22 protein-coding genes are annotated in these 23,883 nt (G+C 70.8%); 18 read left to right on the forward strand and 4 right to left on the reverse strand.

Translation table 11 applies throughout. From position 1 onward, the window contains the following. The first annotated feature begins 26 nt into the window (after nt 1-26). The 5 genes from benC to HDA32_RS15010 are packed head-to-tail and all read left to right on the forward strand — an operon-like array spanning nt 27 to nt 6,015. Nucleotides 27-1,211 carry a benzoate 1,2-dioxygenase electron transfer component BenC gene (gene benC / locus HDA32_RS14995; RefSeq protein WP_179643781.1) on the forward strand — a complete coding sequence of 395 codons (1,185 nt, stop codon included), beginning with the start codon at nt 27-29 and terminating at the stop codon, nt 1,209-1,211. Beyond that, the gene (locus tag HDA32_RS15000; RefSeq protein ID WP_179643782.1) at nt 1,208-2,002 is read left to right on the forward strand and encodes a 1,6-dihydroxycyclohexa-2,4-diene-1-carboxylate dehydrogenase; all 795 of its coding nucleotides are present in this window, start codon (nt 1,208-1,210) and stop codon (nt 2,000-2,002) included. The genes benC and HDA32_RS15000 overlap by 4 nt, the downstream gene beginning before the upstream one ends. 56 nt (nt 2,003-2,058) lie before the next feature. Further along, on the forward strand, nt 2,059-4,743 hold the full coding sequence (locus HDA32_RS31815) for a helix-turn-helix transcriptional regulator (protein WP_344731596.1): 2,685 nt from the start codon (nt 2,059-2,061) through the stop codon (nt 4,741-4,743). Nucleotides 4,744-4,762: 19 nt separating this feature from the next. After that, entirely contained in the window at nt 4,763-4,951 is a 189-nt protein-coding gene (locus HDA32_RS30220) for a hypothetical protein (RefSeq protein ID WP_218882465.1), read from the forward strand. Nucleotides 4,952-4,962: 11 nt separating this feature from the next. Then, nucleotides 4,963-6,015 carry a benzoate/H(+) symporter BenE family transporter gene (locus tag HDA32_RS15010; RefSeq protein ID WP_218882466.1) on the forward strand — a complete coding sequence of 351 codons (1,053 nt, stop codon included), beginning with the start codon at nt 4,963-4,965 and terminating at the stop codon, nt 6,013-6,015. A 303-nt stretch (nt 6,016-6,318) separates the two neighbouring features. Here the strand turns inward: HDA32_RS15010 and HDA32_RS15015 are convergent, their stop codons facing one another. Next, nucleotides 6,319-7,251 (reverse strand): LysR family transcriptional regulator, encoded by a 933-nt coding sequence (locus HDA32_RS15015; RefSeq protein WP_179643784.1) that lies wholly within the window; start codon nt 7,249-7,251, stop codon nt 6,319-6,321. Nucleotides 7,252-7,326: 75 nt separating this feature from the next. Here HDA32_RS15015 and HDA32_RS15020 point away from each other — a divergent pair, with 75 nt between their 5' ends. Next, on the forward strand, nt 7,327-8,709 hold the full coding sequence (locus HDA32_RS15020; RefSeq protein WP_179646710.1) for an MFS transporter: 1,383 nt from the start codon (nt 7,327-7,329) through the stop codon (nt 8,707-8,709). On the opposite strand, the gene HDA32_RS15025 is transcribed toward HDA32_RS15020, so the two are convergent. The 3 genes from HDA32_RS15025 to HDA32_RS31450 form a co-directional block, all read right to left on the reverse strand. Continuing rightward, complete coding sequence (locus HDA32_RS15025; RefSeq protein ID WP_246334358.1) at nt 8,624-10,159, reverse strand: BCCT family transporter; 1,536 nt, start codon at nt 10,157-10,159, stop codon at nt 8,624-8,626. The genes HDA32_RS15020 and HDA32_RS15025 overlap by 86 nt on opposite strands. Before the next feature lie 61 nt (nt 10,160-10,220). Beyond that, on the reverse strand, nt 10,221-10,778 hold the full coding sequence (locus HDA32_RS15030) for a 3,4-dihydroxy-2-butanone-4-phosphate synthase (RefSeq protein ID WP_218882467.1): 558 nt from the start codon (nt 10,776-10,778) through the stop codon (nt 10,221-10,223). Then, a complete protein-coding gene (locus HDA32_RS31450) occupies nt 10,778-10,993 on the reverse strand; it encodes a 3,4-dihydroxy-2-butanone-4-phosphate synthase (protein ID WP_218882468.1) in 216 nt (71 codons plus the stop codon). Before HDA32_RS31450 ends, HDA32_RS15030 begins: the two co-directional genes overlap by 1 nt. A 370-nt stretch (nt 10,994-11,363) precedes the next feature. Between HDA32_RS31450 and HDA32_RS15035 the strand changes: the two genes are divergently transcribed. From HDA32_RS15035 to HDA32_RS15090, 12 genes are all read left to right on the forward strand, one after another. Continuing rightward, a complete protein-coding gene (locus HDA32_RS15035; protein WP_179643786.1) occupies nt 11,364-12,695 on the forward strand; it encodes a flavin monoamine oxidase family protein in 1,332 nt (443 codons plus the stop codon). A 50-nt stretch (nt 12,696-12,745) separates the two neighbouring features. Beyond that, complete coding sequence (locus HDA32_RS15040; protein ID WP_281370389.1) at nt 12,746-13,267, forward strand: flavin reductase family protein; 522 nt, start codon at nt 12,746-12,748, stop codon at nt 13,265-13,267. A gap of 116 nt (nt 13,268-13,383) precedes the next feature. After that, a complete protein-coding gene (locus tag HDA32_RS15045; RefSeq protein ID WP_179643787.1) occupies nt 13,384-14,916 on the forward strand; it encodes an aldehyde dehydrogenase (NADP(+)) in 1,533 nt (510 codons plus the stop codon). Nucleotides 14,917-15,245: 329 nt separating this feature from the next. Continuing rightward, the gene (locus HDA32_RS15050) at nt 15,246-16,037 is read left to right on the forward strand and encodes an IclR family transcriptional regulator (RefSeq protein ID WP_179643788.1); all 792 of its coding nucleotides are present in this window, start codon (nt 15,246-15,248) and stop codon (nt 16,035-16,037) included. Between the two features lie 100 nt (nt 16,038-16,137). Further along, nucleotides 16,138-16,650 (forward strand): PPOX class F420-dependent oxidoreductase, encoded by a 513-nt coding sequence (locus HDA32_RS15055; protein WP_179643789.1) that lies wholly within the window; start codon nt 16,138-16,140, stop codon nt 16,648-16,650. 251 nt (nt 16,651-16,901) lie between these two features. After that, nucleotides 16,902-18,293 (forward strand): LLM class flavin-dependent oxidoreductase, encoded by a 1,392-nt coding sequence (locus tag HDA32_RS15060; RefSeq protein ID WP_179643790.1) that lies wholly within the window; start codon nt 16,902-16,904, stop codon nt 18,291-18,293. Nucleotides 18,294-18,338: 45 nt separating this feature from the next. Next, nucleotides 18,339-18,854, forward strand: coding sequence for a flavin reductase family protein (locus HDA32_RS15065; RefSeq protein ID WP_179643791.1), 516 nt, complete (start codon nt 18,339-18,341; stop codon nt 18,852-18,854). Between the two features lie 91 nt (nt 18,855-18,945). Then, entirely contained in the window at nt 18,946-19,449 is a 504-nt protein-coding gene (locus HDA32_RS15070; RefSeq protein WP_312863197.1) for an ester cyclase, read from the forward strand. 304 nt (nt 19,450-19,753) lie between these two features. Continuing rightward, nucleotides 19,754-20,539 carry a 2-keto-4-pentenoate hydratase gene (locus HDA32_RS15075; RefSeq protein WP_179643792.1) on the forward strand — a complete coding sequence of 262 codons (786 nt, stop codon included), beginning with the start codon at nt 19,754-19,756 and terminating at the stop codon, nt 20,537-20,539. A 113-nt stretch (nt 20,540-20,652) separates the two neighbouring features. Continuing rightward, entirely contained in the window at nt 20,653-21,522 is an 870-nt protein-coding gene (locus HDA32_RS15080; RefSeq protein WP_179643793.1) for an IclR family transcriptional regulator, read from the forward strand. Nucleotides 21,523-21,542: 20 nt separating this feature from the next. Continuing rightward, nucleotides 21,543-22,097 carry an NADPH-dependent FMN reductase gene (locus HDA32_RS15085; protein WP_179643794.1) on the forward strand — a complete coding sequence of 185 codons (555 nt, stop codon included), beginning with the start codon at nt 21,543-21,545 and terminating at the stop codon, nt 22,095-22,097. Between the two features lie 536 nt (nt 22,098-22,633). After that, the gene (locus HDA32_RS15090) at nt 22,634-23,770 is read left to right on the forward strand and encodes an alcohol dehydrogenase family protein (protein ID WP_179643795.1); all 1,137 of its coding nucleotides are present in this window, start codon (nt 22,634-22,636) and stop codon (nt 23,768-23,770) included. Nucleotides 23,771-23,883 lie beyond the last annotated feature (113 nt).

The raw sequence follows: 23,883 nt of genomic DNA on the forward strand, positions 1-23,883 counted from the left end.
CCGCGCCCCCCGAATCGAGTAAGCCCATGTCACATCAAGTAGCACTGAGCTTCGAGGACGGCGTCACCCGCTTCATCAAGTGCAACCCGATGGAGACGGTGGCCGACGCCGCCTACCGAGCACGCATCAACATCCCGTTCGACTGCCGAGACGGCGCCTGCGGCACGTGCAAGGCGTACTGCGAGCGCGGCGACTTCGACGGCGGCGACTACATCGAGGACGCCCTGACCGAAGACGAGGCCGAAAACGGGTACTGCCTGCCCTGCCAGATGACGCCGGAGAGCGACCTCGTCCTGCAGATCGCCACCACATCGGATGTCGCCAAGACCGCCGCCGGCTCCCACACGGGCACGATCACCGAGATCCGGCGCCATTCCGGCACGGCGGTCGGCTTCACCATGGAGGTCGACAACAGGGACGAGCTGGTCTTCCTCCCCGGCCAGTACGTCAACATCACGGTTCCGGGCATCGGCGCGACCCGGTCCTACTCCTTCAGCTCGGGTCCGTCGATCCGACAGGTGTCCTTCCTGGTGCGCATCACCGAAGGCGGGCTCATGTCCGAGTACCTGCGCGACCGCGCGCAGAAGGGCGACCGGCTGGAGTTCACCGGGCCGATGGGGAGCTTCTTCCTCCGCGAGCAGAGCCGACCGGCGCTCCTGCTCGCCGGCGGCACGGGACTCGCGCCGCTGCTGTCGATCCTGGAGAAGATGAGGGAATCCCCCGCCGAGCACCCCGTCCACATGATCTACGGCGTGTCCACCGACGACGATCTCGTCGAGCTGGAGGCCCTGGACCGGTATGCGGCGGAGCTGCCGGGCTTCACCTACTCCTACTGCGTCTCCGACGAGGCGAGCTCGGCGCCCGACAAGGGCTACGTGATGAGCCTCATGGCCCCCGAGCACCTCAACGGCGGCGACGTCGACGTCTACCTCTGCGGGCCTCCCGGGATGGTCGAGGCGGTGCGTCAGCACCTCAACGCCGAGGGAATCACACCGGCGAACTTCTACTTCGAGAAGTTCAACCTCGCCGCAGCCCCGACCGAGGGCGTGAGGGACGTCCCGCCCGAGCCCGAGAGCGAGGTGACCGGCGAGTCGGTGGCCGAGGCCGCCGGAAGGGCGGCCGAACCGGCCCCGTACGACATCATCGTGAACCACGCGCAGCACGCGAAGGACACGATGCGCGCGGCCATCAGGAAGGAGGGCTCCCGATGAGCGCGGTGCTCTCTCCCGGTCGGTTCTCCGGCCGAGTCGTGGTCCTGACCGGCGCCGCCCAGGGGATCGGCCGGACGGTGGCCCACCGGGTCGCCGCAGAGGACGGCGAGGCGGTCCTCATCGACCGGTCCGACCTCGTTCACGAGGTGGCGGAGGAGATCCGGGACACCGGTGGCGCCGCGCACGCCCTCACCGCCGACCTCGAACAGTTCGAGGGGGCCGAGCGGTCGATCGACGAGGCCCACGCCCTGCACGGTCGGATCGACGTGCTCGTCAACACCGTCGGCGGCACGATCTGGGCCAAGCCCTACGAGCACTACACGCCGGACCAGATCCGGGCGGAGGTGCAGCGGTCGCTGTTCCCGACGCTGTGGACCTGCAGGGCGGTCCTTCCCCATATGATCGACGCGCGGGGCGGAACCATCGTCAACGTCTCCTCGGTCGCGACCCGCGGGATCAACCGCGTCCCCTACGCGGCCTCGAAGGGCGGCGTCAACGCCATCACCGCATCCCTCGCCCTGGAGGCCGCCCCCCACGGGGTCCGTGTCGTGGCGACCGCGCCGGGCGGCACCGAAGCGCCGGCTCGACGCATCCCCCGCGGCCCCGGCGCCGACACCGACCAGGAGAGGGCCTGGTACCGGCAGATCGTGGAGCAGACGGTCGGCTCCTCCCTCATGAAGCGGTACGGCACCCTTGACGAGCAGGCCGCCGCCATCTGCTTCCTCGCCTCGGACGAGGCCTCCTACATCACCGGCACGGTGCTTCCCGTGGCCGGCGGTGATCTCGGCTGACGGCGGCGCACCGCCCCCCACCTCCATCCTTCGGCAGCGCGTGATTGAGGCGCATCGTGATATCCAGCATCCACCAGCGGGACCTTGAGACACTCCAAGGACTCCTCGACGTGGTTCGCGAAGACCACTCGCTCCTCGCGCTCATCGAGGGGTCGCACGGCTCCGGGAAGTCGGTCCTCCTCTCCCGGTTCCTCACGCAGTGCCGCGGCGCAGCGACCATCCGGGCCGCGGCACTGCCCTGGGAGGCCGGGGAGCCCTACGGACTCGCACACCACATTCTCGACGGGTGCGGGGCCACCGATGGCGACCCGTCCGACGGCCCCCGTCTGCTCGTCGACGCACTGGACGTTCCGGACACGCTTACCGTGGTGGTGGTCGACGACGCGCAGTGGGCCGATATCGAAACCCTCCGGGCGTTGGCGACGGCCGTCCGCCGGGGGCGCGCCGGCCGTCTGCTCGTGCTCCTCGCCGCGGATGACGGGGCACAGGTGGAACCCGGTGACGGCTTCATCGACTTCCGGGCCCACCACGTCGACCACATCCTGTCCTTGAACGCGCTCACCGCGAGTGAGATCCGCAACCTCGCACAGACGGTCTCGGGCGTGCACCTGTCCCCGGGCATGGCCCGCCTGCTGCGGTCCCACACCGGAGGCTCCCCTTCGTCGGTCCTGCAGGTCATCCAGGAAGCCTCGCCCGAGACCTGGCAGAACGAATCCCGGATGCTCCCCGTGCCGGCCGCCGTCGTCGCCGCCGCGCGAAAGGAACTCTCCCGATGCTCCCCGGCGGCGCTCGCCGCCGTCCGGCTGGTGTCGGTCCTTGAGGAGCCGGTCCGGTTCGAGGACGTCCGGGGATCCCTCGGAGGTGAGGACCCCCTCCCCGGCCTGGACGAGGCCGCCCGCCTCGGCCTGATCCGGGTGGTCGGCGCGCCCGGGCGGGCCTCGGTCGAGTTCACCTCACCGCTCACACGCGCCGCCGTCTACCGGAGCATCCCGCCCGGCACGCGACGGGAGCTGCACCTGTGCGCGGCGGAGACGCTCATCGACGCGGACCCCGACGGCGCACTGGCACAGCGAGCAGCGGCGTCGTTCGGGTCGGACGAGGGCGTCTCCCGCGCGCTCGCGGATCGGGGTCGACTACGCGCAGGTCAGGGGGCCTGGCCGACGGCGGCGCGCCTGTTTCTCACGGCCGCCGACCTCACCGGTGATCCCGCCACGCGCGATGACCTGCTCATCGCCGGTGTGGACGCCCTCGTCGGCGCCTCCGACGTCCCGTCGGCCATGCTCTACACGCCGCTGGTCGAGGGAGTCCGTGTGAGCCCGGCGCGCGACGCCCTGCTCGGTTACCTCGCCATCCATCGCGGTCGTCGCCGGGAGGCCGAGGCACTCCTGCGACGCGCCGAGTCGACCTGTGATCCCGAATCCGATCCCGCCGGCTACGCCGCCATCGGACAGCGACTCGTCCTGCACTCGCTCGTCTCCTGGGACCCCGGTCGCCTGGCGCACTGGGCCGACCGGGTCGCGGAGGTCGGCGAACCGGGCAGCGCCCCCGTGGTGGAGGCCCGGGCCATCGGGACCCTCGGTGAGTCGATCCTGCACGGAGCCGAGCCGGGACCGCGCGACCGCCTCCTCGCCGACATCGGGACGCTGTCGCCCACTCAGGCACAGCGGTTCGAAATGGCGGCCGGTTGGCTCTCACTCGTAATGGACGACCCCATATCGGCCCGCCGTCACCTTGAGAACGCATCCCCCACGCGCGACGGCGAGGGATCGGCACGGATCTCCCTGTGGGCGGAGGCATGGCTTGCCCGCACCCATTTCGTCCTCGGCGAATGGGACGAGGCGCTACAGGTCGTCGCCCGGGCGTCCCTGCGGTTCGAAGGGCACGGCCTCACCCTGCTCACACCGCTCCTGCACTGGACCGGAGCCCAGATCCACACGCTCCGCGGCAACCACGTCGCCGCAGAGGCGCACCTGCGGAAGCTGTCGACCAATCCGGAGGGGTACCCCATCCAGGTGATCCCCTCGGCCATGGCGGAGATCCAGTGCGCGGCCGCCCGCGCCGACTACGCCGCCGTCCTCCGCACCGGCCGGCCACTGGTCGATCTGTCGACGAGCGCCGACTTCCATCAGCCGGGGTTCTGGCCCTGGCAGGACCTCTACGCCCACGCACTCGTACTGACCGGAGACGTCGACGAGGCCGACGCCTTCCTCCGCCCGCACGAGGAGAACGCCACCCGCACCGGGCATCGGTCCATGCAGGCCAAGCTGGGCTCCGCCCGAGGCCGCATCCACGCCGCCCGGGGCGACATCCGCCGGTGCCGCAACACCTTCGAGAGGTCCCTCGCCCTCATCGAGGACCTTCCCCTGCCGTACTACCGGGCCAGGATCTACTTCGGTTACGGGCAGACGCTGCGCCGCGCGGGCAAGCGACGCGAGGCCGACGCCGCTTTCGAATCCGCCCGGCAGATCTACTCCTCCCTCGGTGCGACGGTCTACGTCGAACGGTGCGACCGCGAACGTCGTGCCGGGGGACTCAACCGACCGCGCTCGGAGGACCCGACGAGACTCACGTCCCAAGAGCGGGTCGTCGCCGAACTGGTGGCCGGCGGGCTGAGCAACCGGGAGGCCGCAGGGCGGCTGTGCGTGTCCGTCAAGACCGTGCAGTACCACCTCACCCGCATCTACTCGAAGCTCGGCATCCGTTCACGCAGCGAACTGGCCGCGAAATTCGCCGAGTCGTGAAGTGGAGGAAGAGCATCCCATGACGGCAGGTCCACGGGAGGCCGAGAGCGTGCGCCTGGTCGAACGGCCTGAGCACCGGCAACCGACACCGCATGAGATCCGGCGTGACTTCGGTGCCCGGTACGCGGCCAACGCCGTCATCGCCCTGGTCTTCTCCGCCACCGGACCCGTGGCGGTGATACTCGCCGCCGGCTCGCAGGGGGCCTGAGCGCTGCTCAGATGTCGTCCTGGATCTTCGGCGTGTTCTTCTGCAACGGCATCCTGACCATCGTGGCCAGTTGGTACTTCCGCACCCCGCTGGCGTTCTTCTGGACCATCCCGGGAACCGTGGTGGTCGGCGACGCGCTGACCACCCTGCGATGGAGCGAGGTCCTCGGGGCCCTCTTGGTCACCGGTGTCCTGATCCTGGTGCTGGGACTCAGCGGCTGGGTGCGGCGTTTCATGAGCGTACTGCCCATGCCGATCGTCATGGCCATGGTGACCGGGATCTTCCTCGACTTCGGGCTCGGGCTCGTCGACGCGATCGGGGCGCATCCCGCCGTGGCCGCGCCGATGGCGGCGGCCTTCGTCCTGCTGGGATGCCGTGAACGAATCGCCGCCTGGATCCCCCCGGTCCTCGGCGCGCTACTGGTCGGTGTGGTCGCCGTGGCGCTCACCGGTGGACTGGAGGACAGACCCGGCACGACCGCCCTGCTGGCGGCGCCGCAGCTCCAGGCGCCCGAGTTCACCCTGCGAGCGCTCACCGAACTGGTGGTCCCCGTGGCCATCACCGTTCTGGTCGTGCAGAACGGCCAGGGCATCGCCGTGCTACGGGCCAAGGGACACCATCCGCCGGTGAACGCCTCGGCGATCGCCTGCGGAGTCTGGTCGATCGGTGTCGCCGCCATCGGCGCCGTGCCCACATGCCTCACCGGTCCCACCAACGCCCTGCTCGTCGCCTCCGGTGAACGCCGGCGCCACTACACGGCCGCACTCTTCCTCGGCGTGCTCTCCCTCGGTGTCGGGCTCTTCGCCTCCGTCTTCGTCGACCTCATGCTTGCGGCACCGACGGCGTTTGTCGCGGCGCTCGGCGGCGTGGCGATGCTCCGCCCGCTGCAGCACGCGTTCGTGTCCGGTTTCGGTTCCCGCCACACCCTCGGGGCACTGGTCTGCTTCCTGGTGACCGTCGCCGATGTGCAACTGCTCAACATCGGCGCCCCCTTCTGGGGCATCGTCGCGGGAACGGCGGTCTCCCGGCTCCTTGAGCGGCACGACTTCGAGGCGGATGCGTGAGCGAAGGAGCGGCCCAGGCTCCGCCGGAACCAGCCGACTGGTCCCAGCCGGCCTTGGGGACCTCCATCGCCACGGCCTTCCCCGATCCCGATCCCGAGGCCGAGTTCGATGACGCCCCCTCGCGGTCTTCGGCCATGTGTCCGGGAACCCGCCGGAATCGTCGCATCCGCGTCGGCCCCAGACCGTGGTCCAGACCTGCATCGTGCACCTACTCGGAAACAGTTTCCGCTCTGCACGTCGTGGTAGCGCTGCAGGCACATCGCGATCTTCAACGGCCCGAATCCGTGGTACCCGCCGAGCGGTTCACGTGCCGTCCTCCGCCCGCTGCCGCGAGGCCTGGAGCGTCGTCGCGGTCGAACTGATCGCCTCCAGCGCGGACGCGACCACCGGGTGGTCGCGGTGTCCCATACGTGTGGCCGCCACGACGCGCCGGGCGGGGGCGGGCTCGCCATGGAGCGGTATCCGCACGACCGCCCAGTCGTTGATCCGCGCGAGCCGGGGCACCAGGATGATGCCGAAGCCGTGCGCCACCAGCGCCGTTCCCGTGTCCCACTCGTCGGCGTAGTGGGCGATGTTCGGGGTGAACCCCGCGGTCATGCACGCGGTCATCACCAGTTGGTGGTAGGTGCTCCCGGCGTTGCCGACGATCCACGGCTCCTCGGCGGCGTCGGCGAGGGTGACCTTGGACGACCGCGTCAGCCGGTGTTCGCCCGGTACCACCAGGTCCAAGGGGTCGTCGAGCAGGGGCTGCTGGTCGAAGCGCTCGTCGCCGGTGGAGGGCGTGTCGGCGGTGTTGGTCACCAGCGCGAGGTCGGCGTCCCCGGACAGCAGCAGGTCGAAGCAGGGCGCCGGCTCGGCCTCCATCACCCGGATGCGCACCCGGGGGTAGCGCTCCCGCAGGGCGGCCGCCGCCGGAGGGAGCAGGTGGGTGGCCGCGGTGGAGAAGCCGCACAGCGTGAACAGCCCCGTGGGCTCCTCCGTCGCCGAGGCGAGTTCGGCGTAGGCACGCTCGGCCTGGGCGTTGAGCGCCTCGGTGTGGCGCAGCACGATGCGGGCGGCGGCGGTCAGCGTGACGCCCCGCCCGGACTGGGCCAGCAACTCCACGCCGAGCTCCTCGGCCAGCTGGCGCAGGCGGTAGGAGACCGCCGAGGGCGTGTAGTGCATCGCCTCGGCCGCGGCGGTGACCGTCCCGTAGCGGGCGACCATCTGCAGCACCTTGAGCTTCGGATCGATCATGCAAACATTTTGCACGATTGAGGCGAAAAACGTTCGCTTCTCTTCGGCGATTCTCTTAGTCAGACTACTCCCGTGATGTTTGCGAAGCATTGGAGCGCCACCGACACCCACGCCCCTTCCGACCGCCCCCGCGCCGCCGAGCGCTCCCGCGAGGTCGCAACCGGGGTCTACGTCCTGGTCGTCCTCACCGCGGGCGCCTACCTGCCGAGCCCGCTCTACCCCGGATACCAGCAGGCGTTCGGCGCCGACGACCTGGTCATGACGCTCACCTACGCCACGTTCGCTCTGGTCAGCGCACCGGCACTGCTGCTCTTCGGCCCCGCGTCGGACGCGCTGGGGCCCGTGCCGGTGCTGCGGATGAGCGTCGCGGTCGCCGCCGTCGGCTCGGCCTGCTTCGCACTCGCGTCCGGGCCCGTCTGGCTGATCGCCGGCCGGGCCGCACAAGGGCTGGCGCTGGGAGCGGCGACCGGTGCGGCCGGCGCCCTGATCAGCGCGCGGGGATCCGCCTCGGGCGGTCGGCAGGCGACCGTGCTGGCCAGCACCGCGTTCGTGGCCGGGACCGCCGCCGGTCCGATCGCCGCCGGTCTGCTGGCCGAGTACGCGCCGGCACCGCACACCCTGCCGTTCGCCCTGCACCTGGCCCTGCTGTGGGTCGGGTGGCGCCGCGTCTCGGCCCTCGCCGGAACCCCCGGGTCCCGGATGCGGCGGTGGAGACCCACCCGCCCGCAGATCCCCGCCGCCATCCGGCCGCACTTCACCGCCGCCGCCCTGACCGGCTTTCTCGCGTGGACGGCGGCCGGGCTGTTCCTCTCGGTCATCCCGGCGCTGCTGGACCGCGCGGACCACGGCCACGCGGACCAGAGCAATCCGGCGGTCATCGGGGGCGTGCTCGGCACCGTCCTGATCTGCTCGGTCATCACCCAGCGCCCGGTGACCGCGCTGGGCGCGTGGAACGCCCAGCTCGCCGGGCTCGCCGCGGTCTTCGCCAGCCTCGTCCTGCTGGCGCTCTCCGCCGGGGGCTCGATGGCGCTCACCCTGGCCGCGGCGGTCGTGGCCGGCGCCGGGCACGGACTGGCCTACGGCGGTGCGGCGGCCGCCGTCGAGGAGGCGGTGCCCGAGGACCGGCGCGGCGCCGTCACCGGCGCCCTCTACCTCGCCTTCTACCTGGGCGCCGGGCTCCCGGCGATCGCCATCGGCCTGATCACGCTCGCGACACCGCTGGCGACCGCGACGACATGGGTCACCGCGGCGGCCGCCCTCCTGGTGCCGGTGGCCGCCGCCGCGGTGGTATCGGTCCGCCGCGTTCGGCGCCGCGGGCCGGGCTCGGCGGTGACGCCGAGCCCGTGGCGGCGGCCGCGGCCGGGCCTCCTTCTCAGGGGAGGTCCTCATGGGCGGAGAAGGCCGCGGGGGCGGATCCGGCCTCCTTCCGCAGCTCGCGGAAGAAGGCGATGCAGATGACGACGATCAGCAGCAAGAACGGTAGGGCCAGGACGATGGACGCCGTCTGGATCGCGGACAGGCCGCCCGTCAGCAGTAGAACGGCCGCGGTCAGTGCGATCGCGATACCCCAGACGACGATGAGCGAGCGGTGCGGGGCGAGCGCGCCGCGCTGGCAGAACATACCGAGGACGACCGATGCGGAGTCGGCGCTGCTCACGAAGAACAGCGCGATCAGCGCCATCACGATGACGGAGGTGACCATCGGCAGCGGCAGGTGGTCGAACATCGCGAAGAGAACGCCTTCTTCGCCGGAGTCCGCCAGCGCTTGGGAGAGCGGGGCCTGGCCGGAGAGTTCGAGTCGCATCGCCGTTCCGCCCATGACGGCGAACCACGCCAGGCTCACCACCGTCGGGACCACGAGGACGCCGACGATGAACTCGCGGACGGTACGCCCGCGGGAGATGCGCGCGATGAAGGTGCCGACGAAGGGGCAATAGGCCATCCACCACGCCCAGTAGAAGACGGTCCAGCCGGCGACCCACTCCTCGCCGCCGTAGGCTCCGGTCTGCGTGGCCATGGGGACGATGCGTGCCGTGTACCCGCCGAGGGCCTCGATGAACGTCTGCAGCAGATGGGTGCTCGGGCCGGCGATGAACACGAACGCGAGCAGTAGCCCGGCCAGGACCGCGTTGATCGTGGAGATGTGCTTGATCCCGCGGTGGACCCCGGTCACGGCTGAAAGCACGAACAGCAGCATGAGCCCGGCGACGATCGCGACGCCGACCCCCTGGTTCGCGGGGATCCCGAAGTTCGAGGCCAGGCCGCTGTTGATCTGCAGAGCACCAAGGCCGAGCGAGGTCGCCGCGCCGAACGTGGTGAGGAAGACGGCGAAGACGTCGACGGCGCGGGACGGCCAGGAGGACGGGCTCTTGCCCGGGAACACGGCCGAGCTCAGCAGGCTGGGCCGTCCCCTGCGGAAGATCCCGAAGGCCAGTGCGAGCCCGACGAGTGCGTACAGCGCCCACGGGTGCAGCCCCCAGTGGAAGATCGTGTACTCCATGGCGAGGCGGGAGGCCTCCGCCGAGCGCGGTTCGGCGGCGCCCAGGGGCGGGGTGGCCAGGTGCGACAGCGGCTCGGCGATCCCCCAGAAGACCAGACCGATCCCCATTCCGGCCGCGAACAGCATCGCGGTCCAGGCCTTCGTGGAGAACTCCGGGCGTTCGTCGTCGCGGCCCAGACGGATGCGCCCGTACCGGGAGAAGGCGAGGAACAGGGCGAACACGACGAGGCCGGTCGTCACCGCCACGTAGAGCCAGCCGGTCGAGCTGAGGGTGCGGTCCAGAGCCGCCTGCGCCGCCCTCGACAAGGAGTCTGCGTCGACCACGCCCCACACCACGAAGCCGAGGCACGCGGCCAGTGCGGTACCGAGGACGACCCGGTCGATCCCTCGGTCGGGCGGGGATTCCATAGGGGCGCGGCGGCTTGCGGATGCGGGTGTGGTCGGCGGATCGAGTGTCGCCGACTGGTCTTCAGGCGCCATGAGGGCGGCATCCTTTCGTCGTGGGTTCCCTGACCGGCGGTCGGTGCATCCGGTCACCGGGGCATGGGTGACCGGGGCGCCGTGGCTGGTGTCGGTCCTGCCCCCCGTTCAGGCGAGCCCGTGCGGCATGTGCCCCCAGGCGGTCGCGCTTCGCGGTGAGGTAGCACCGGTTGTGCGGGGTGGGAACGGCTTCGAGCCCGATCCCGTTCCGGCGGGCGAACTCGTCGAGTGCGGGGCGGCGCATCATGTCCCGCCGGTCGGGGGTCACGACCTCGCACAGCAGCGCCGCGCCGCTCAGCCCCGCCGTGCGGCACAGGTCCACCGCCGCCTCGGTGCGGCCCGCGCGCTCGTGGACACCGCCGTCCACGGCCCGCAGCGGCATGACGTGCCCGGGCCTGGCCAGGTCCGCAGGGGCCAGGCGCGGATCGGCGAGCGCGCGGACGGTCGCCGCGCGGTCGGCCGCGCTGATCCCCGTCGTCGTGCCGCGCTTGAGGTCGACGCTGACGAGGAACGCCGTGCGCAGACTTTCGGTGTTGGCCGCGACCATCAGTCGATCTCCAGGTCGGCGGCGCGCCGCGCGTCCAGGGCGATGCACAGGAACCCCGACGTGTGTTCCAGGAAGAAGGCCACGTCGTCGGTGCCCGCGTGCTCCGCCGCCATGATGAGGCCGCCCTCGTTCTCCCGGTCCTCATCGTCGAGGACGAGGATCCTCCCGCCGCGGGCCAGGGTGGCGACGGCTTTGTCGATGCTCGACAGGGACATGACCCTCTCCCGTGATGCGACCCGAATTCAGATCTGTTCTTATGCTGAACGTAACGTCCAGTTAATGTGACGCGTGACACCGACGTTGTCAAGAGGGAGGGGTAACTCACCTCGCAAAACACCGCAAGCATGCCACTTCTGCGCTGGTCAGACAGGATCTTGACGCCGGAAGTCCGTGCAATATAATCTGAACATTGCGTTCAATATATGAACGCACGAGGTACGGCTCCATCCCTCCGTTCCGGGTTGCCGACCGGGGATCCGCACACATGACCGACCGTCCGTTCACGCTCTTCGGCTACGACGTGCAGGCGCCCGCTCCGGCCGGATCCCCCGTCGCATGAGTCCACTGTCTGAAGGAAGGCACAGCATGCAGGAGAAGACCGACGTCGTCATCGTCGGGGCCGGCGTCGCCGGGCTGGTCGCCGCACGCGAACTGGGCCGAAGCGGGCTGCGCGTCACGGTCCTGGAAGCCCGTGACCGGCTGGGCGGGCGCGTGTGGACGGACGAGCGGCTCGGCCGCGCCCTGGAGATCGGCGGCACATGGATGCACTGGGTGCAGCCGCACGTGTGGGCGGAGATCACCCGCTACGGGCTGTCCGTCACCCGCGGCCCGCGCGCCCAGGAGGCGTACTGGCTGGCCGGAGACGAGGTGCGCAAGGGCACCCTCGACGGCTTCATGGAGCTCATCGACCCGGGCATGCGGCGACTGCTGGCCGGCACCATGGACGTGATCCCCCGGCCGGACATGCCCACCTCCGCCGCGGGGCTCCCCTCTGTCGACGGCGCCACGGTGCAGGAGAAGCTGGACGAACTCGATCTGCCGGTGGAGGAGCGCAACGCCAACGAGGCGGCCTGGGTGGGCCACCTCAACGCCCCGCTGGACGAGGCGGGCTACAGCAGCGCACTTCGGTGGACCTCGGCCACCGCCGGATCCTGGCACCTGATGCACGAGGCCTCGGCGATCTTCCGCCTCGCCGGCGGGACCCGAGCCCTGGTCTCGGCGATCGCCGCAGAGACCGACGCCGACATCCGCACCTCCACCGCCGTGCGGCACATCGACCACGGCGCCGACGGGGCGGTGGTCACCACCACCGACGGCACTGAGATCGCGGCGGAGCGGGTGGTCGTGACCCTCCCCCAGAACATCCTTCCCGACCTGGGATTCTCCCCCCGGCTCTCGGAGGCCAAGCTCGCGGCCGGCCGGGAGAAGACCGCCTCCCAGGGGGTGAAGGTCTGGATCCGGGTGCGGGGTCCGATCACCCCGTTCTTCGCCTACTCCTCGGCCCACCATGCGCTCTCCGTCGTGCGCACCGAGTTCATCGGTGAGGACGACGCGGTCCTGGTCTCCTTCGGGGCCGACGCCAAGCGGATCTCCCCCGACGACCGCGACGCGGTCCAGCAGGCCCTGCGCGTCTGGCGGGACGACCTGGAGGTCCTCGAGGTCACCGGGCACGACTGGATGGCCGACCCCTACTCCGGCGAGACCTGGCTCATCCACCGCCCCGACCAGGTGACCCGCTACCTGGAGCAGCAGCAGCGCGGCGAGGGCGTCCTGCACTTCGCCGGGAGCGACTACGCCAACCTCTGGCCCGGTTTCATCGACGGCGCGATCGAGAGCGGCCTGCGGGTCGCGGCCGAGGTCGCGGCCGCCGCCGGGTCGCCGTCCCGCCCGTCCGGCTCCCACACGTCCGAGTCCTGAACGTCCGGTCCTGAACGTCCGCACCGAACCGTACGTGAGCGATTCGTGAGTTGAGGAGGCGCCGCCATGACCGCCATGCAGCACGAAGTCCGCAGCCGCTGCTACCCCGACGTCACGGGGCACCCGCCCACCGGCGTCGTCGCGGTCGGCGGCGTCGATCCCGCGACCGGCCGCCCGGCGGCCTCGTCGTGGGGACCTTCCAGTCGCTGTCCTTGGACCCGCCGCTGGTCAGCTTCAGCGTCGCCCGCGCCTCCGGCAGCTGGCCGAGGATCCGGGTCGGCGGAGGGTCCACCGCCGGCGTGCTGTCCGCGGACCAGCACCACATCTGCCACGCGCTGTCCCGCAAGCAGGAGGACAAGTTCGCCTCCGTGGACTGGACGGCGTCCGTCAACGGCTGCCCCCGCGTCACCGGTGCGCTCGCCTGGATCGACTGCGAGATCCGCCACGAGCTCGACGGGGGCGACCACCTCATCGTCGTCGCCTCCGTGAGCGACCTGGCCGCCGAGTCCGGTGAACCCCTGGTCTTCCACCGGGGCCGTTTCGGCGGCTACCGGGAGATCAGCGCGGCCTGACCCCCTCCGGCCGGCACGGGCCCACGAGCCCCCCGTGCCGGCCTCGCCCCTGTGCCGGCCCCATCGGGCGACGAAGACGAACCGGGCCACGACGACGAAAGGGATCCAGCGCCACCATGACCACCACCGAAACCACGCAGGCAACCGAAACCAGCGGCGACGAGCTCGACCGGACGCTGCAAAGCGCCGCGTTCGCGGCCGCCGCCTGGGGCGCCTCGACTCCCCGGGAACGAGCGCGGGCGCTCACGGCGGTCGCCGACGCGCTCGACGCCGAGAAGGACGGCCTGGTCTCCGCGGCCGAGCGCGAGACCGGCCTGCCGGAGGGCCGGCTCTTCGGAGAGCTGGCCCGCACCTCGGTCCAGCTCCGGATGTTCGCCGACTTGCTGGACGAGGGCGCGCACCAGCGGATCGCGATCGACCACGCCGACCCCGACTTCGCCCCGGTCGCCCGGCCCGACCTGCGCCGCATGCTCGTCCCCGTCGGGCCGGTGCTGGTCTTCGCGGCGAGCAACTTCCCGTTCGCCTTCTCCGTCGCGGGCGGGGACACCGCCTCCGCCCTCGCCGCGGGGTGCCCCGTGGTCCTCAAAGCCCATCCCGGGCACCCGGAGACCTCGCTGCTGACCGCCCGCATCGTCCGGTCGGCGCTGGAGGGCGCCGGTGTCGACAACGGGGTCTTCGCGATGATCGCCGGTGTGGACGCGGGCGTCCGGGCGCTGAAGGACCCGAAGATCACCGCGGCGGCCTTCACCGGTTCGGTCTCCGCCGGGCGATACCTGTTCGACATCGCGACGTCCCGCCCCGACCCGATCCCCTTCTACGGGGAGCTGGGCAGCATCAATCCGGCCTTCGCCACCCGGGAGGCGCTCCAGGAGCGCCCCGAGGAGATCGCCAAGGGCTTCGTCGATTCCTTCACCCTCGGTGCGGGACAGTTCTGCACCAAGCCCGGTCTGCTGCTGATCCCCGAGGGGACGGACACGGCGCAGCGGATCGCCGCACTGGTGCCGCAGGTGCAGCCGCAGCGGCTGCTCACCACGAAGATCGCCGACTCCTACCGGCTGCGGCTGGAGGACCTGGCCGCCACCCCGGGAGTCGAGGTCCTCACCGAGGGGCGGTTCGACGCCGCCGCGGACGGCGTGCCCGCCGCCGGTGCGACGCTGCTCCGGGTGCACGCCCGCGACCTTCCCGCCCAGGCTTCGACACTGCTGGAGGAGAGCTTCGGCCCGACGGCCACCGTCGTCGAGTACTCCTCCCAGGAGGAGCTCCGGCAGGTCCTGGCGCTGCTCCCTGGAAGCCTCACCGTCACCGTCCACACCTCCGCGCAGCCCGGCGAATCGGAGAACGGCGACGTCCGGCTGCTGCTCGCGTCGGCGCGGACCAAGGTCGGCCGCATCGTGTTCAACGGCTGGCCCACGGGCGTGTCAGTGACGGCGGCCCAGCAGCACGGCGGCCCCTACCCCGCCACCACCTCCGTCGCGCACACATCGGTCGGCGGTGCGGCGATCGAGCGCTTCCTGCGGCCGCTGGCCTATCAGGGCGCCCCGGACCACCTGCTTCCCCCAGAGCTGCAGGAGGAGAACCCTCTTGGCCTTCCCAGGACCGTCAACCCCGCCGGACGGTTCAAGGAAGGAGGGAACGCCGGCAGGGCGTGAGTGCGCCTGCGGCCGAGATGCCCACGGTCCTCCAACACCTGTGCCCTGAGATCCGCGCTGCCGGGACCGGCCCTCGCCGGGCCGGCCCCTCGGTGTCCTATGAGCCCTGGTGGAAAACGCCGGGAACCGGTGGACATGGAGCTGATCACGCTTCGTGAACACCGGTTCTGTGCTCCATCGCCTGTAACACGCGCCCTCTAAGCTCGTAGCAGGCGCGGTCCGCGGGTCCGGTACCGACGCACCGCGTCGGCACCGGACCCTGCGGGTAAGGTAGGCCCTTGGCTCGCACAGGCGCGGGCGAGCGTAGACGGAGTTGGAGGACTCAACCCATGGCCGAATCCCCCGAACCGGCGGACATGACCAACAAGTCTGTGGTCAAGGCCGTCCGCCTGCTTCGGGAACTCGCCAAGCACCGGCAGGGTGCGACGGCGACCGCCCTGGCCGCCGCAACGCGCATCGCCCGCCCCACGGCGTTCCGGCTCCTCTACAGCCTGGAGCAGAACGGCTTCGTCGACCGGATCGACAACAACTACATCCTCGGCTGGGAACTGGCCCGCCTCGGCAAGATCGCCGACCCGCACGCGGGGCTCGTCAGGCGGGTCCAGCCCGTCCTGGACGACCTCGCCGCCGAACTCAATGAGACGGCGACCATGTCCATCCCGTTGGGCGACGACGATTTCGAGCTGATCGCGGAGGCGGCCAGCTCGCATCTGGTCGGCGTCACGGTGGGCAAGAACGTGGGCCGGCACTTTCCGCTCCACGCCAGCTCGACCGGGAAGATCCTGTTGGCCGAACTGCCCAAGGACAGGATCGAGTCGCTTCTGCCGCCCGCCCTCGAAGCGTTCGCCTCCCGCACCATCACCGACCGCGGCGCGCTGCTGAAGGAACTCGCCGAGGTCCGCGAACAGGGCTATTCCGTGATCGACAACGAGTTCGAGGAAGGCCTGCTCTCCCTGTCCCGGCCGGTGCGCGACTCTTCGGGGAAGCTGGCCGCCATTCTGACGGCCGAGGGACCGCGCTACCGCTTGAGCCGAGACCGCATTCCCGAGGCGCTGCAGCACATGCAGGCGACGGTCGGCCGGATCGTCGGCATCCTCTGGGAAGGCTCGACCCCGGACTAGAGGCGGTCTCGGGAGACCGCGCCCTGACGCTGCGGCCTTCCTGCCATGAGGCGCCGTCGAGTTCAGCGTCGTCGAGCTCGGGATCCGGGATCGACAGGCGGTGGAGTTCCTCGCCGTCGGCACGCGCACCGGGAAACCGGCGACCGCGTCGGAGAACGGGGCGCCGCACGTGGCACCGCTGTGGTTCGCCGTGGACGGCGGTGACGCCGTCTTCACCACCGGCCACGACAGAGTGAAAGGCCGCCGTCTGCGCGTCGATCCCCGCGCCGCACCGAGCGTGGACGTCCAGGAGTTCCCGTACTCGTTCGCCACCGTGCGCGGACCGGTTCGGATCGAACAGGCCCCGGGCGGCCTTCTTCACCGGACCATCCGGTTCGCCGGGAGGTGCGTCCCGCCCGGCCGAGCCGAGGAGTACGGCCGCCGCGATCCGGGACCCACCGCGCTGGTGTGCCGACTGCGCATGGAGCACATCACCGGGTTCGCCGACATCGCCTTCCGGACAGCGCTCCACGGCACTGCGGGCCCGGTCACACGGCCGGCGACGCCTGTGGTCGGGCTCATGTCATCGCCATGCCGAACGTCCGGTGTCCACCCGAAGCAAGCGCCCTCCTGAAGCGTTCGCGATCCGGAGTTCGCGTCCAGATCACGGAGGATGCCCACTCTCGCCCACCCCGCTCCCGGGCAGCGGGCACAGAGATCCACCGGACAAGACCCCCGTGTGTCGCCGCAGGTCACAGGCGTGATCGGCCACGCGACAGAAATTCTCCCGAAACATCTTGACGGTGTGAGACAGCCGACCTTACGGTACCCCCATATCGTTCAATAAGTGATCGTCACGTTCATCTACTGAACAGAGGAGGGGGCATGTCCCAACAGCGGATGCGCCTGTTCGCGTTCGACTTCCACGGTCCGGCGCATCTGTCCGCGGGCCTGTGGCGGCACCAGGACGACCAGGGCGCGCGCTACACCGACGTGCGGTACTGGACCGAGTACGCCAAGCTCCTGGAGGAGGGACGGTTCGACGGCCTGTTCCTGGCCGACAACGTGGGCTACCACGACATCTACGAGCAGAGCGCCGACGAGGCCCTGCGGGATGCGGCGCAGATTCCGGCGAACGACCCGACCATGGTGGTGTCGGCGATGGCCGCCGCCACCACGAACCTCGGCTTCGGGATCACCGCCTCCACCTCCTACGAGCACCCGTACGCGCTGGCCCGGCGGTTCGCGACCCTGGACCACCTGACGTCGGGGCGCATCGGCTGGAACCTGGTCACCTCCTACGCCGACAGCGCGGCGCGGAACCTGGGGACCGGACGCCAGGTGCCGCACGACGAGCGCTACGACATGGCCGCGGAGTACCTGGACGTCTGCTACAAGCTGTGGGAGTACTCCTGGGACGAGGACGCGGTGCGCCGCGACCGCGGCGCAGGGATGTATGTGGACCCGTCGCGCGTCCACGCGATCGACCACCGCGGCACGTACTTCAACGTCCCCGGATTCTTCCTGTGCGAGCCGTCGCCGCAGCGGACCCCGGTGATCTTCCAGGCCGGCGGATCGTCGAAGGGGCGCGCCCTGGCGGCGGCGAGCGCGGAGGCGGTGTTCGCCAACGCGACCTCGATGGGGGCGCTGAAGCGCCAGGTCGACGACCTGAGGGCGCAGGCGGCGGCTGCGGGCCGGGACCCGGAGAGCGTCCGTGTCCTGCAGATGGTCACCGTCATCTGCGCACCGACCGACGAGCAGGCCCGGCAGCGGTACGAGGAGTACCGCCGGCTGGTGAGCTATGCCGGCGCGATGGCCCGCTACAGCGGGTGGACCGGCCTCGACATGGCGCAGTTCGACCCCGACGTCCCGCTCCGCCACGTCAAGACCAACGCCGGTCAGACGATGATCGACATCTTCTCCAAGGCCGACCCCGACCGTGACTGGACCCCCCGCGACATCGCGGAGTACATCGGCGTGGGCGGCTCGGGTCCGACGCTGGTGGGGTCGCCGGCCACGGTGGCGGCGCAGCTGCAGGAGTGGATGGAGCAGACCGGCATCGACGGTTTCAACATCGGCCACGCCCTCAAGCACAAGGACATCGCCGACTTCGTCGAACTGGTCGTTCCCGAACTGCAGCGCCGCGGGCTGGTGTGGAGCGACTACGACGGGTCCACTCTGCGGGAGAAGCTCTACGGCCCCGGTACGACGCGGCTGCGCGACGACCACCCCGGAGCCGGCCACCGCACGAAGCGGCCGCAGGCAGCCGGTGCCTAGTTCTCCGAATTCCCACCACGTACGTATCGATAGGGGGTGTCGTGCATGTTGACGGGCCAGTCCGCCATTTCCCAGCAGCACTACCGCAAGGTCATGGGGCGGCTTCCCACCGGAGTGGTGGCGGTCACCGGACTGGACGCGGCCGGTGAGGAACTCGGCTTCATCGTCGGGACCTTCGCTTCGCTGTCGCTGTCCCCGCCGCTGGTGACCTTCAGCGTCGCCGAGACGTCCTCGACGTGGCCGAAGATCCGGCGCCGGCAGAACTTCACCGCGAACGTCCTGGCGAGCCCGCAGACCGACGTGTGCCGTGCGCTCTCGCGCAAGGGCGTCGAGAAGTTCCAGGGACTGCAGTACACGACCGGCCCGCTGGGCACCCCGCACCTGCACGGGGCGATCGCCTGGATCGACTGCGCGGTGCAGGCCGAAGTGGTGGTGGGCGATCACTTCATGGTCGTGGGCAGCGTGATGTCGATGGAGTCGGCCGAGGGCGAGCCGCTGCTGTTCCAGGCCGGGGAATTCGGCCGGTACGCCGGGATGCCGGACCACGCGGCGGCGGGCTGACGAGGAGAGCGTACGGGCACGGGGCGCCGGTCGGAGCCGAGCCGCCGCCCCCCGACACCCGAACGCTCCCGCCCGATCGGACCTCGGGGCCGTGACCGGCGCCCGGCCGCGCGGCCCCGCCGGGACGGCATCCCGTGACGGCCTTTCGGAAACGGATCAGGAGAAGAGAATGAACGACGACAGGTGCAGAACCCTTCTCAACGCCTGGCGCGCCGCCTGGGGCATCGGCGACCTTGAGGCGTTCGAACGCATCCTCGCCGACGGGTACGTGCGCCACACGAAGACCGGATCGGAGGGCCTTGATTCGGTCAGGGACGCCATCGAGGCGTCCCGGGAGGCGTTTCCGGATCTGCACACCGAAATCCTCGAAACCGTGGAGGACGGTCCGATGGTCGCGATTCGCTGGCAGAGCCGCGGCACCCACACCGGAGAGTTCATGAATGTGGCGCCCACGGACCGGATGGTCACCGTCACCGGCGCGACCTTCTGCAGGTTCGAGGGCGATCTGCTGGCCGAGGAGTGGGTCGTCTGGGACCCCCGCGAGCTGCTGGCCGCCATGAACATCTGGGCTCTGGGCTCGCGCGCCGAAAAATAGCGGACGCAACGGCAGAAGCGGCGGATCGGACATGGAGGACCTCCCCTCGCCGAGGGCGGCACCCCCGCCATGCTCGCCGAGCTCAAGAAGGGCGCGGACGCCGGGGAGCCCGTGGTGGTGCCGCAGCAGTTCACAACAGACGATCCGCAGGCCACCGAGTGGTTCTCGCGCACTCGGTTCACCGGCGACCAGCTCATCTCGCTGATGGCCGAGGTCAATGAGGCCGACGACCCCGACGCCGGGGTGGAGCAGTGGCCGGCCGACAACGAGGACGTGGTCACGTCCTGGACAGAGAGGAAACGGAATGGACACCGAAACCCAGGTGCAGCAGGCCGCCTTCACGCTCGCGCAGGCGCGGCGGAGCGCCAGCGCGACCTCGCCGCTGGTCGAGGAGTGGCCGGAGCTGGACGCCGACACCGCGTTCCGGATCCAGCAGCACGACGTGGCCGCCCGGGTGGCCGCCGGCGACCGGGTGGTCGGCTTCAAGCTCGGCAACATCGCCAAGGCCATGCAGAACGCCTTCGGCCTGGACCAGCCCGACTACGGGCACCTGCTGGCCGGCACCTTCGTCTACGAGGGGCTCACCGTCGACCGGAAGGACTACATCCACCCGTTCGTGGAACTCGAACCCGCCTTCGTGCTCCGCGCCGGCCTGCAGGGCCCGAACCTGACGGTGGCCGACGTCATCTCCGCAACCGACTACGTGCTGCCGGCCATCGAGATCATCGACTCGCGGATCACGGACTGGCGGATCGGTCTGCCCGACACGATCGCCGACAACGGCTCCACCGGCAGCGTCGTCCTCGGCGCCGCACCTCGCCGGTTGGACGCGCTGAACCTGCAGGACATGCACGGGGAGGTGGCGATCGACGGCGAAGTGCTCAGCACCGGCTCCACCAGCGCGATCCTGGGCAACCCGGTCGCGGCGATCGCCTGGCTGGGGAACCGGCTCGCCCCCTACGGCATCCGGTTCCGGCCCGGCGACGTCATCATGCCGGGAAGCTGCCTGCGCGCCGTCCCCCTGGACCGGCCCGGTGCCGTGGAGGGGCGCTTCGACGGTCTGGGGACCGTGCGTTTCGACGTCGTCTGACGCCCGATGCGCCCTCATGCCGATCGAGCGGTGTTCTGCGCCGAGTTCTGAGCGGTGGTGAGCGACGGCGTGGGGCCGGGTGGGACCGAACCGCGTGTGGAGGCACGGTGCCGATGAGCGAACAACGCGACGAGGCTGCGACCGGTCAGCACTCCAACCGGTCCGTGGACCGGGCGCTGCGGCTGCTGCGCATGGTCGCCCGGACCGATGGCGGGGCCTCCGCCTCGGAACTGGCGGCCGCCACGTCGCTGGCCCGACCGACCACCTTCCGGCTCCTCGCGACCTTGGAGGAGAACGGGCTGCTCGACAGGGTGGGCCACCGGTACGTGCTGGGAGGGGAGCTGGCCCGCCTGGGAGCGCTCGCCGACCAGCGCACCGGCTTCGTCATGCGGGTCCGGTCCCGCGTCGAGCTCGCCGCGCAGCGGCTTGAGGAGACGGTCACCCTCAGTGTCCGCCGCCCGACCGACGAGCTGGACGTCGTCCTCCAGGAGTCGGCCCAGCGGGTCGGGCTCACCGTGGCCGACATGGTGGGACAGCGATGGCCCATGCACGCCAGCGCGACCGGAAAGGTGGTGCTGGCCGAACTCGACGAGTCGGCGGTTCGGAGGCTGCTGGGCGAGGAGCCGCCCCCTGTCGCGTCGCGGACCATCACCGGACACGCGCGGCTGCAGGCAGAACTGGCCGAGGTCCGCGCGCGGGGGTACGCGACGATCGACGACGAGCTGGAGGACGGCATCGTGTCCGGGGCGGTGCCCGTGCGCGACGACGCGGGCGCGCTCGTCGCCACGCTGGCCGTCGTCGGCCCCAAGCACCGGTTCGGTCTCGCCGCATGCCGCGATGCGATGCCCGAGCTGCTCGCGGCCGCGCACGACATCGCCAAGAGCCTGGGGGCCTCCCCGACCGACACCGGCCCGGCCGCCGATGACGGCGGCCGGGCACACCCGCGAACCGCCGCCGCGGCACAGGGCCGCGGCCCGCGGTGAACGAGATCCAAGGAGCTGACATGCGTGTGCTAGCGATCATCGGATCGCCGAAGTCCGGTGGCCGGTCCTCCGTCGGGGCGCGTGCGGTCCTCGAAGGGGCGCAGGCGGCCGGGGCCGAGGTCGGCCTCGTCGAACTGGCCGGAGCCGACGCCTCGGACGGGGAGCCGGACCGGGTGATCGATGCCGTCGACGGTGCGGACGGGATCGTGTTCGCGGCGCCGGTCTACCGCGCCCGCGCCGCGCATTCGCTGAAGACGTTCCTGGACGGACTGCCGCGCGGCATGTGGGGCGAGACCACGGCGCCGCTCCAGGGCAAGGCCTGCGCCCTCGTCCTCACGGGCGCGAGTTGGCACCACTTCCTCGCGCTCGATGACCTTCGGGGCGTCCTCGCCGGGTTCTTCGCCGCCCAGGTGCTGTCGCCCGGCCTCTACCTGCCGAACGACGCATTCGTCGACCGCGAACGGCTCACGGCGGCCTCGGCCGACCTCGCCGCGGCACACGGCGCGGCGCTGGTCGACCTCGCACGCGCCGTCCGGGAGTCGAAGGCGCTCGCTGCCCTGCGACCGCTCGCCTGACCTCCACCGAGAGCCCGCGCATCGGCCGACTCGACCGGACCGGCCGACCTGCCGCGCAGCCCTCTGGCGGTCTGCGGTGGACGCGTTGACTGCAGGACGACCACCCTCCTAGACTGTGTTCACTAAATGGACTTGCCGTTCACTTGATGAACAGTGCGGCTGCGGGGTGGCCGACCACGCGGCCGGCGATGCGAGACGAGAACCCGTGGGAAAGCGCCGCGGACCGTCCATAGCGAATGCTGATCCCACTGGGTGGACCGCCGGATCCTGATGTCCGTAGCGGACCGCCGTTCTTCCGATCCGCGACCATCCGAGGGCGGGGATACGGCGGTCCTCCACCGACGGCTCAAGGCGGTCACCGACGGCGCGACTCAGACAGGGCGGTGCGGAGCTCCTGCGGTCGCGCACCGCGCATGCGCACGACGCCCCGGAGGGGCGAGGACCGGTTGAACCCGGCCATCCCGCGACCGGCCCGCCTGACCCGACCCGCAACACACAGGCGGGCCGACAAAGGCGATCAGAAGGAAGGACCCGATATGGCGCTGCCCGACACGATGGCCGCAGCGGTGCTCACCGGCCACGGCGGTCTGGACAAGCTCGACTACCGCACCGACGTCCCCGTGCCCCACCCGCAGCGGGGGGAGGTGCTCATCGAGGTGGCCGCCTCCGCCATCAACAACACCGATATCAACACGCGCATCGGCTGGTACTCCAAAACGGTGGCATCCGGAACCGATGCCGGCGGCGCCGCGGGGTTCACGGGCATCGCCGCCTCCGATGCGACGTGGTCCGGTCAGGCGCTGACCCTCCCCCGCATCCAAGGCGCGGACGTCTGCGGACGGATCGCAGCGGTCGGGGAAGGCGTGTCCGCCGGGCGCATCGGCGAGCGGGTTCTGGTGCGGAACATGGTGCGCACCTACGTCGATTACCGCCCCTTCGAATGCTGGACGCTGGGCAGCGAATGCGACGGCGGGTTCGCCCAGTTCACGGTGGCCCCCGCACGGGAGACGCACGCCGTGGACTGCGACTGGAGCGACGCCGCCCTGGCCGCCGTGCCCTGCGCCTACTCCACGGCCGAGAACATGCTGCACCGCGCCGGCGTGGGTGCCGGTCGGGTCCTGGTGACCGGCGCATCCGGAGGAGTCGGCCTCGCCGCCGTGCAGTTGGCCGAACGCCGCGGCGCATCCGTGGCCGCGGTCTGCTCCCCGGCAAAGGCCGACCAGGTCCTCGCCCACGGCGCGGACCACACGCTCGACCGGGGAGCGGACCTCGTCGGCGCCCTCGGCCGCGGATCCGTCGACGCCGTGATCGACATCGTGGGCGGCCCCCAGACGGCGCGGCTGCTGGAACTGCTGCGCCCCGGCGGATCCTATGCGGTCGCCGGAGCCATCGACGGCCCCAACGTCGAGATCGACCTGCGCACCGTGTACCTCAACGACCTGCGGTTGCTGGGATGCACCTTCCAGGACGACGACGTGTTCGCCAACCTCATCGACTACATCGAGCGCGGCGAGATCCACCCTCTCGTCTCGAAGACCTACCCCCTGGCCGACATCGCACGCGCACAGCAGGACTTCCTCTCCAAGAAGAACGCCGGCAAGCTCGTCCTCATCCCACCGCCGCCCGCCTCCCGGAACTCGGCCGCCCCCGACGAGCAGGAGGCGGCGGAATGAAGATCACCCGCACCCCATGCCCATGATCTCTTCGATCCACGCGGGAGACCCCGAAGACATGCGCCGCCGGGTCGCCGAGCACCGCGTCCGCGGCTATCGCGGCCATTCCGCCA

The sequence above is a fragment of the Spinactinospora alkalitolerans genome (genome assembly GCF_013408795.1).
GTDB classification, from domain to species: domain Bacteria; phylum Actinomycetota; class Actinomycetes; order Streptosporangiales; family Streptosporangiaceae; genus Spinactinospora; species Spinactinospora alkalitolerans.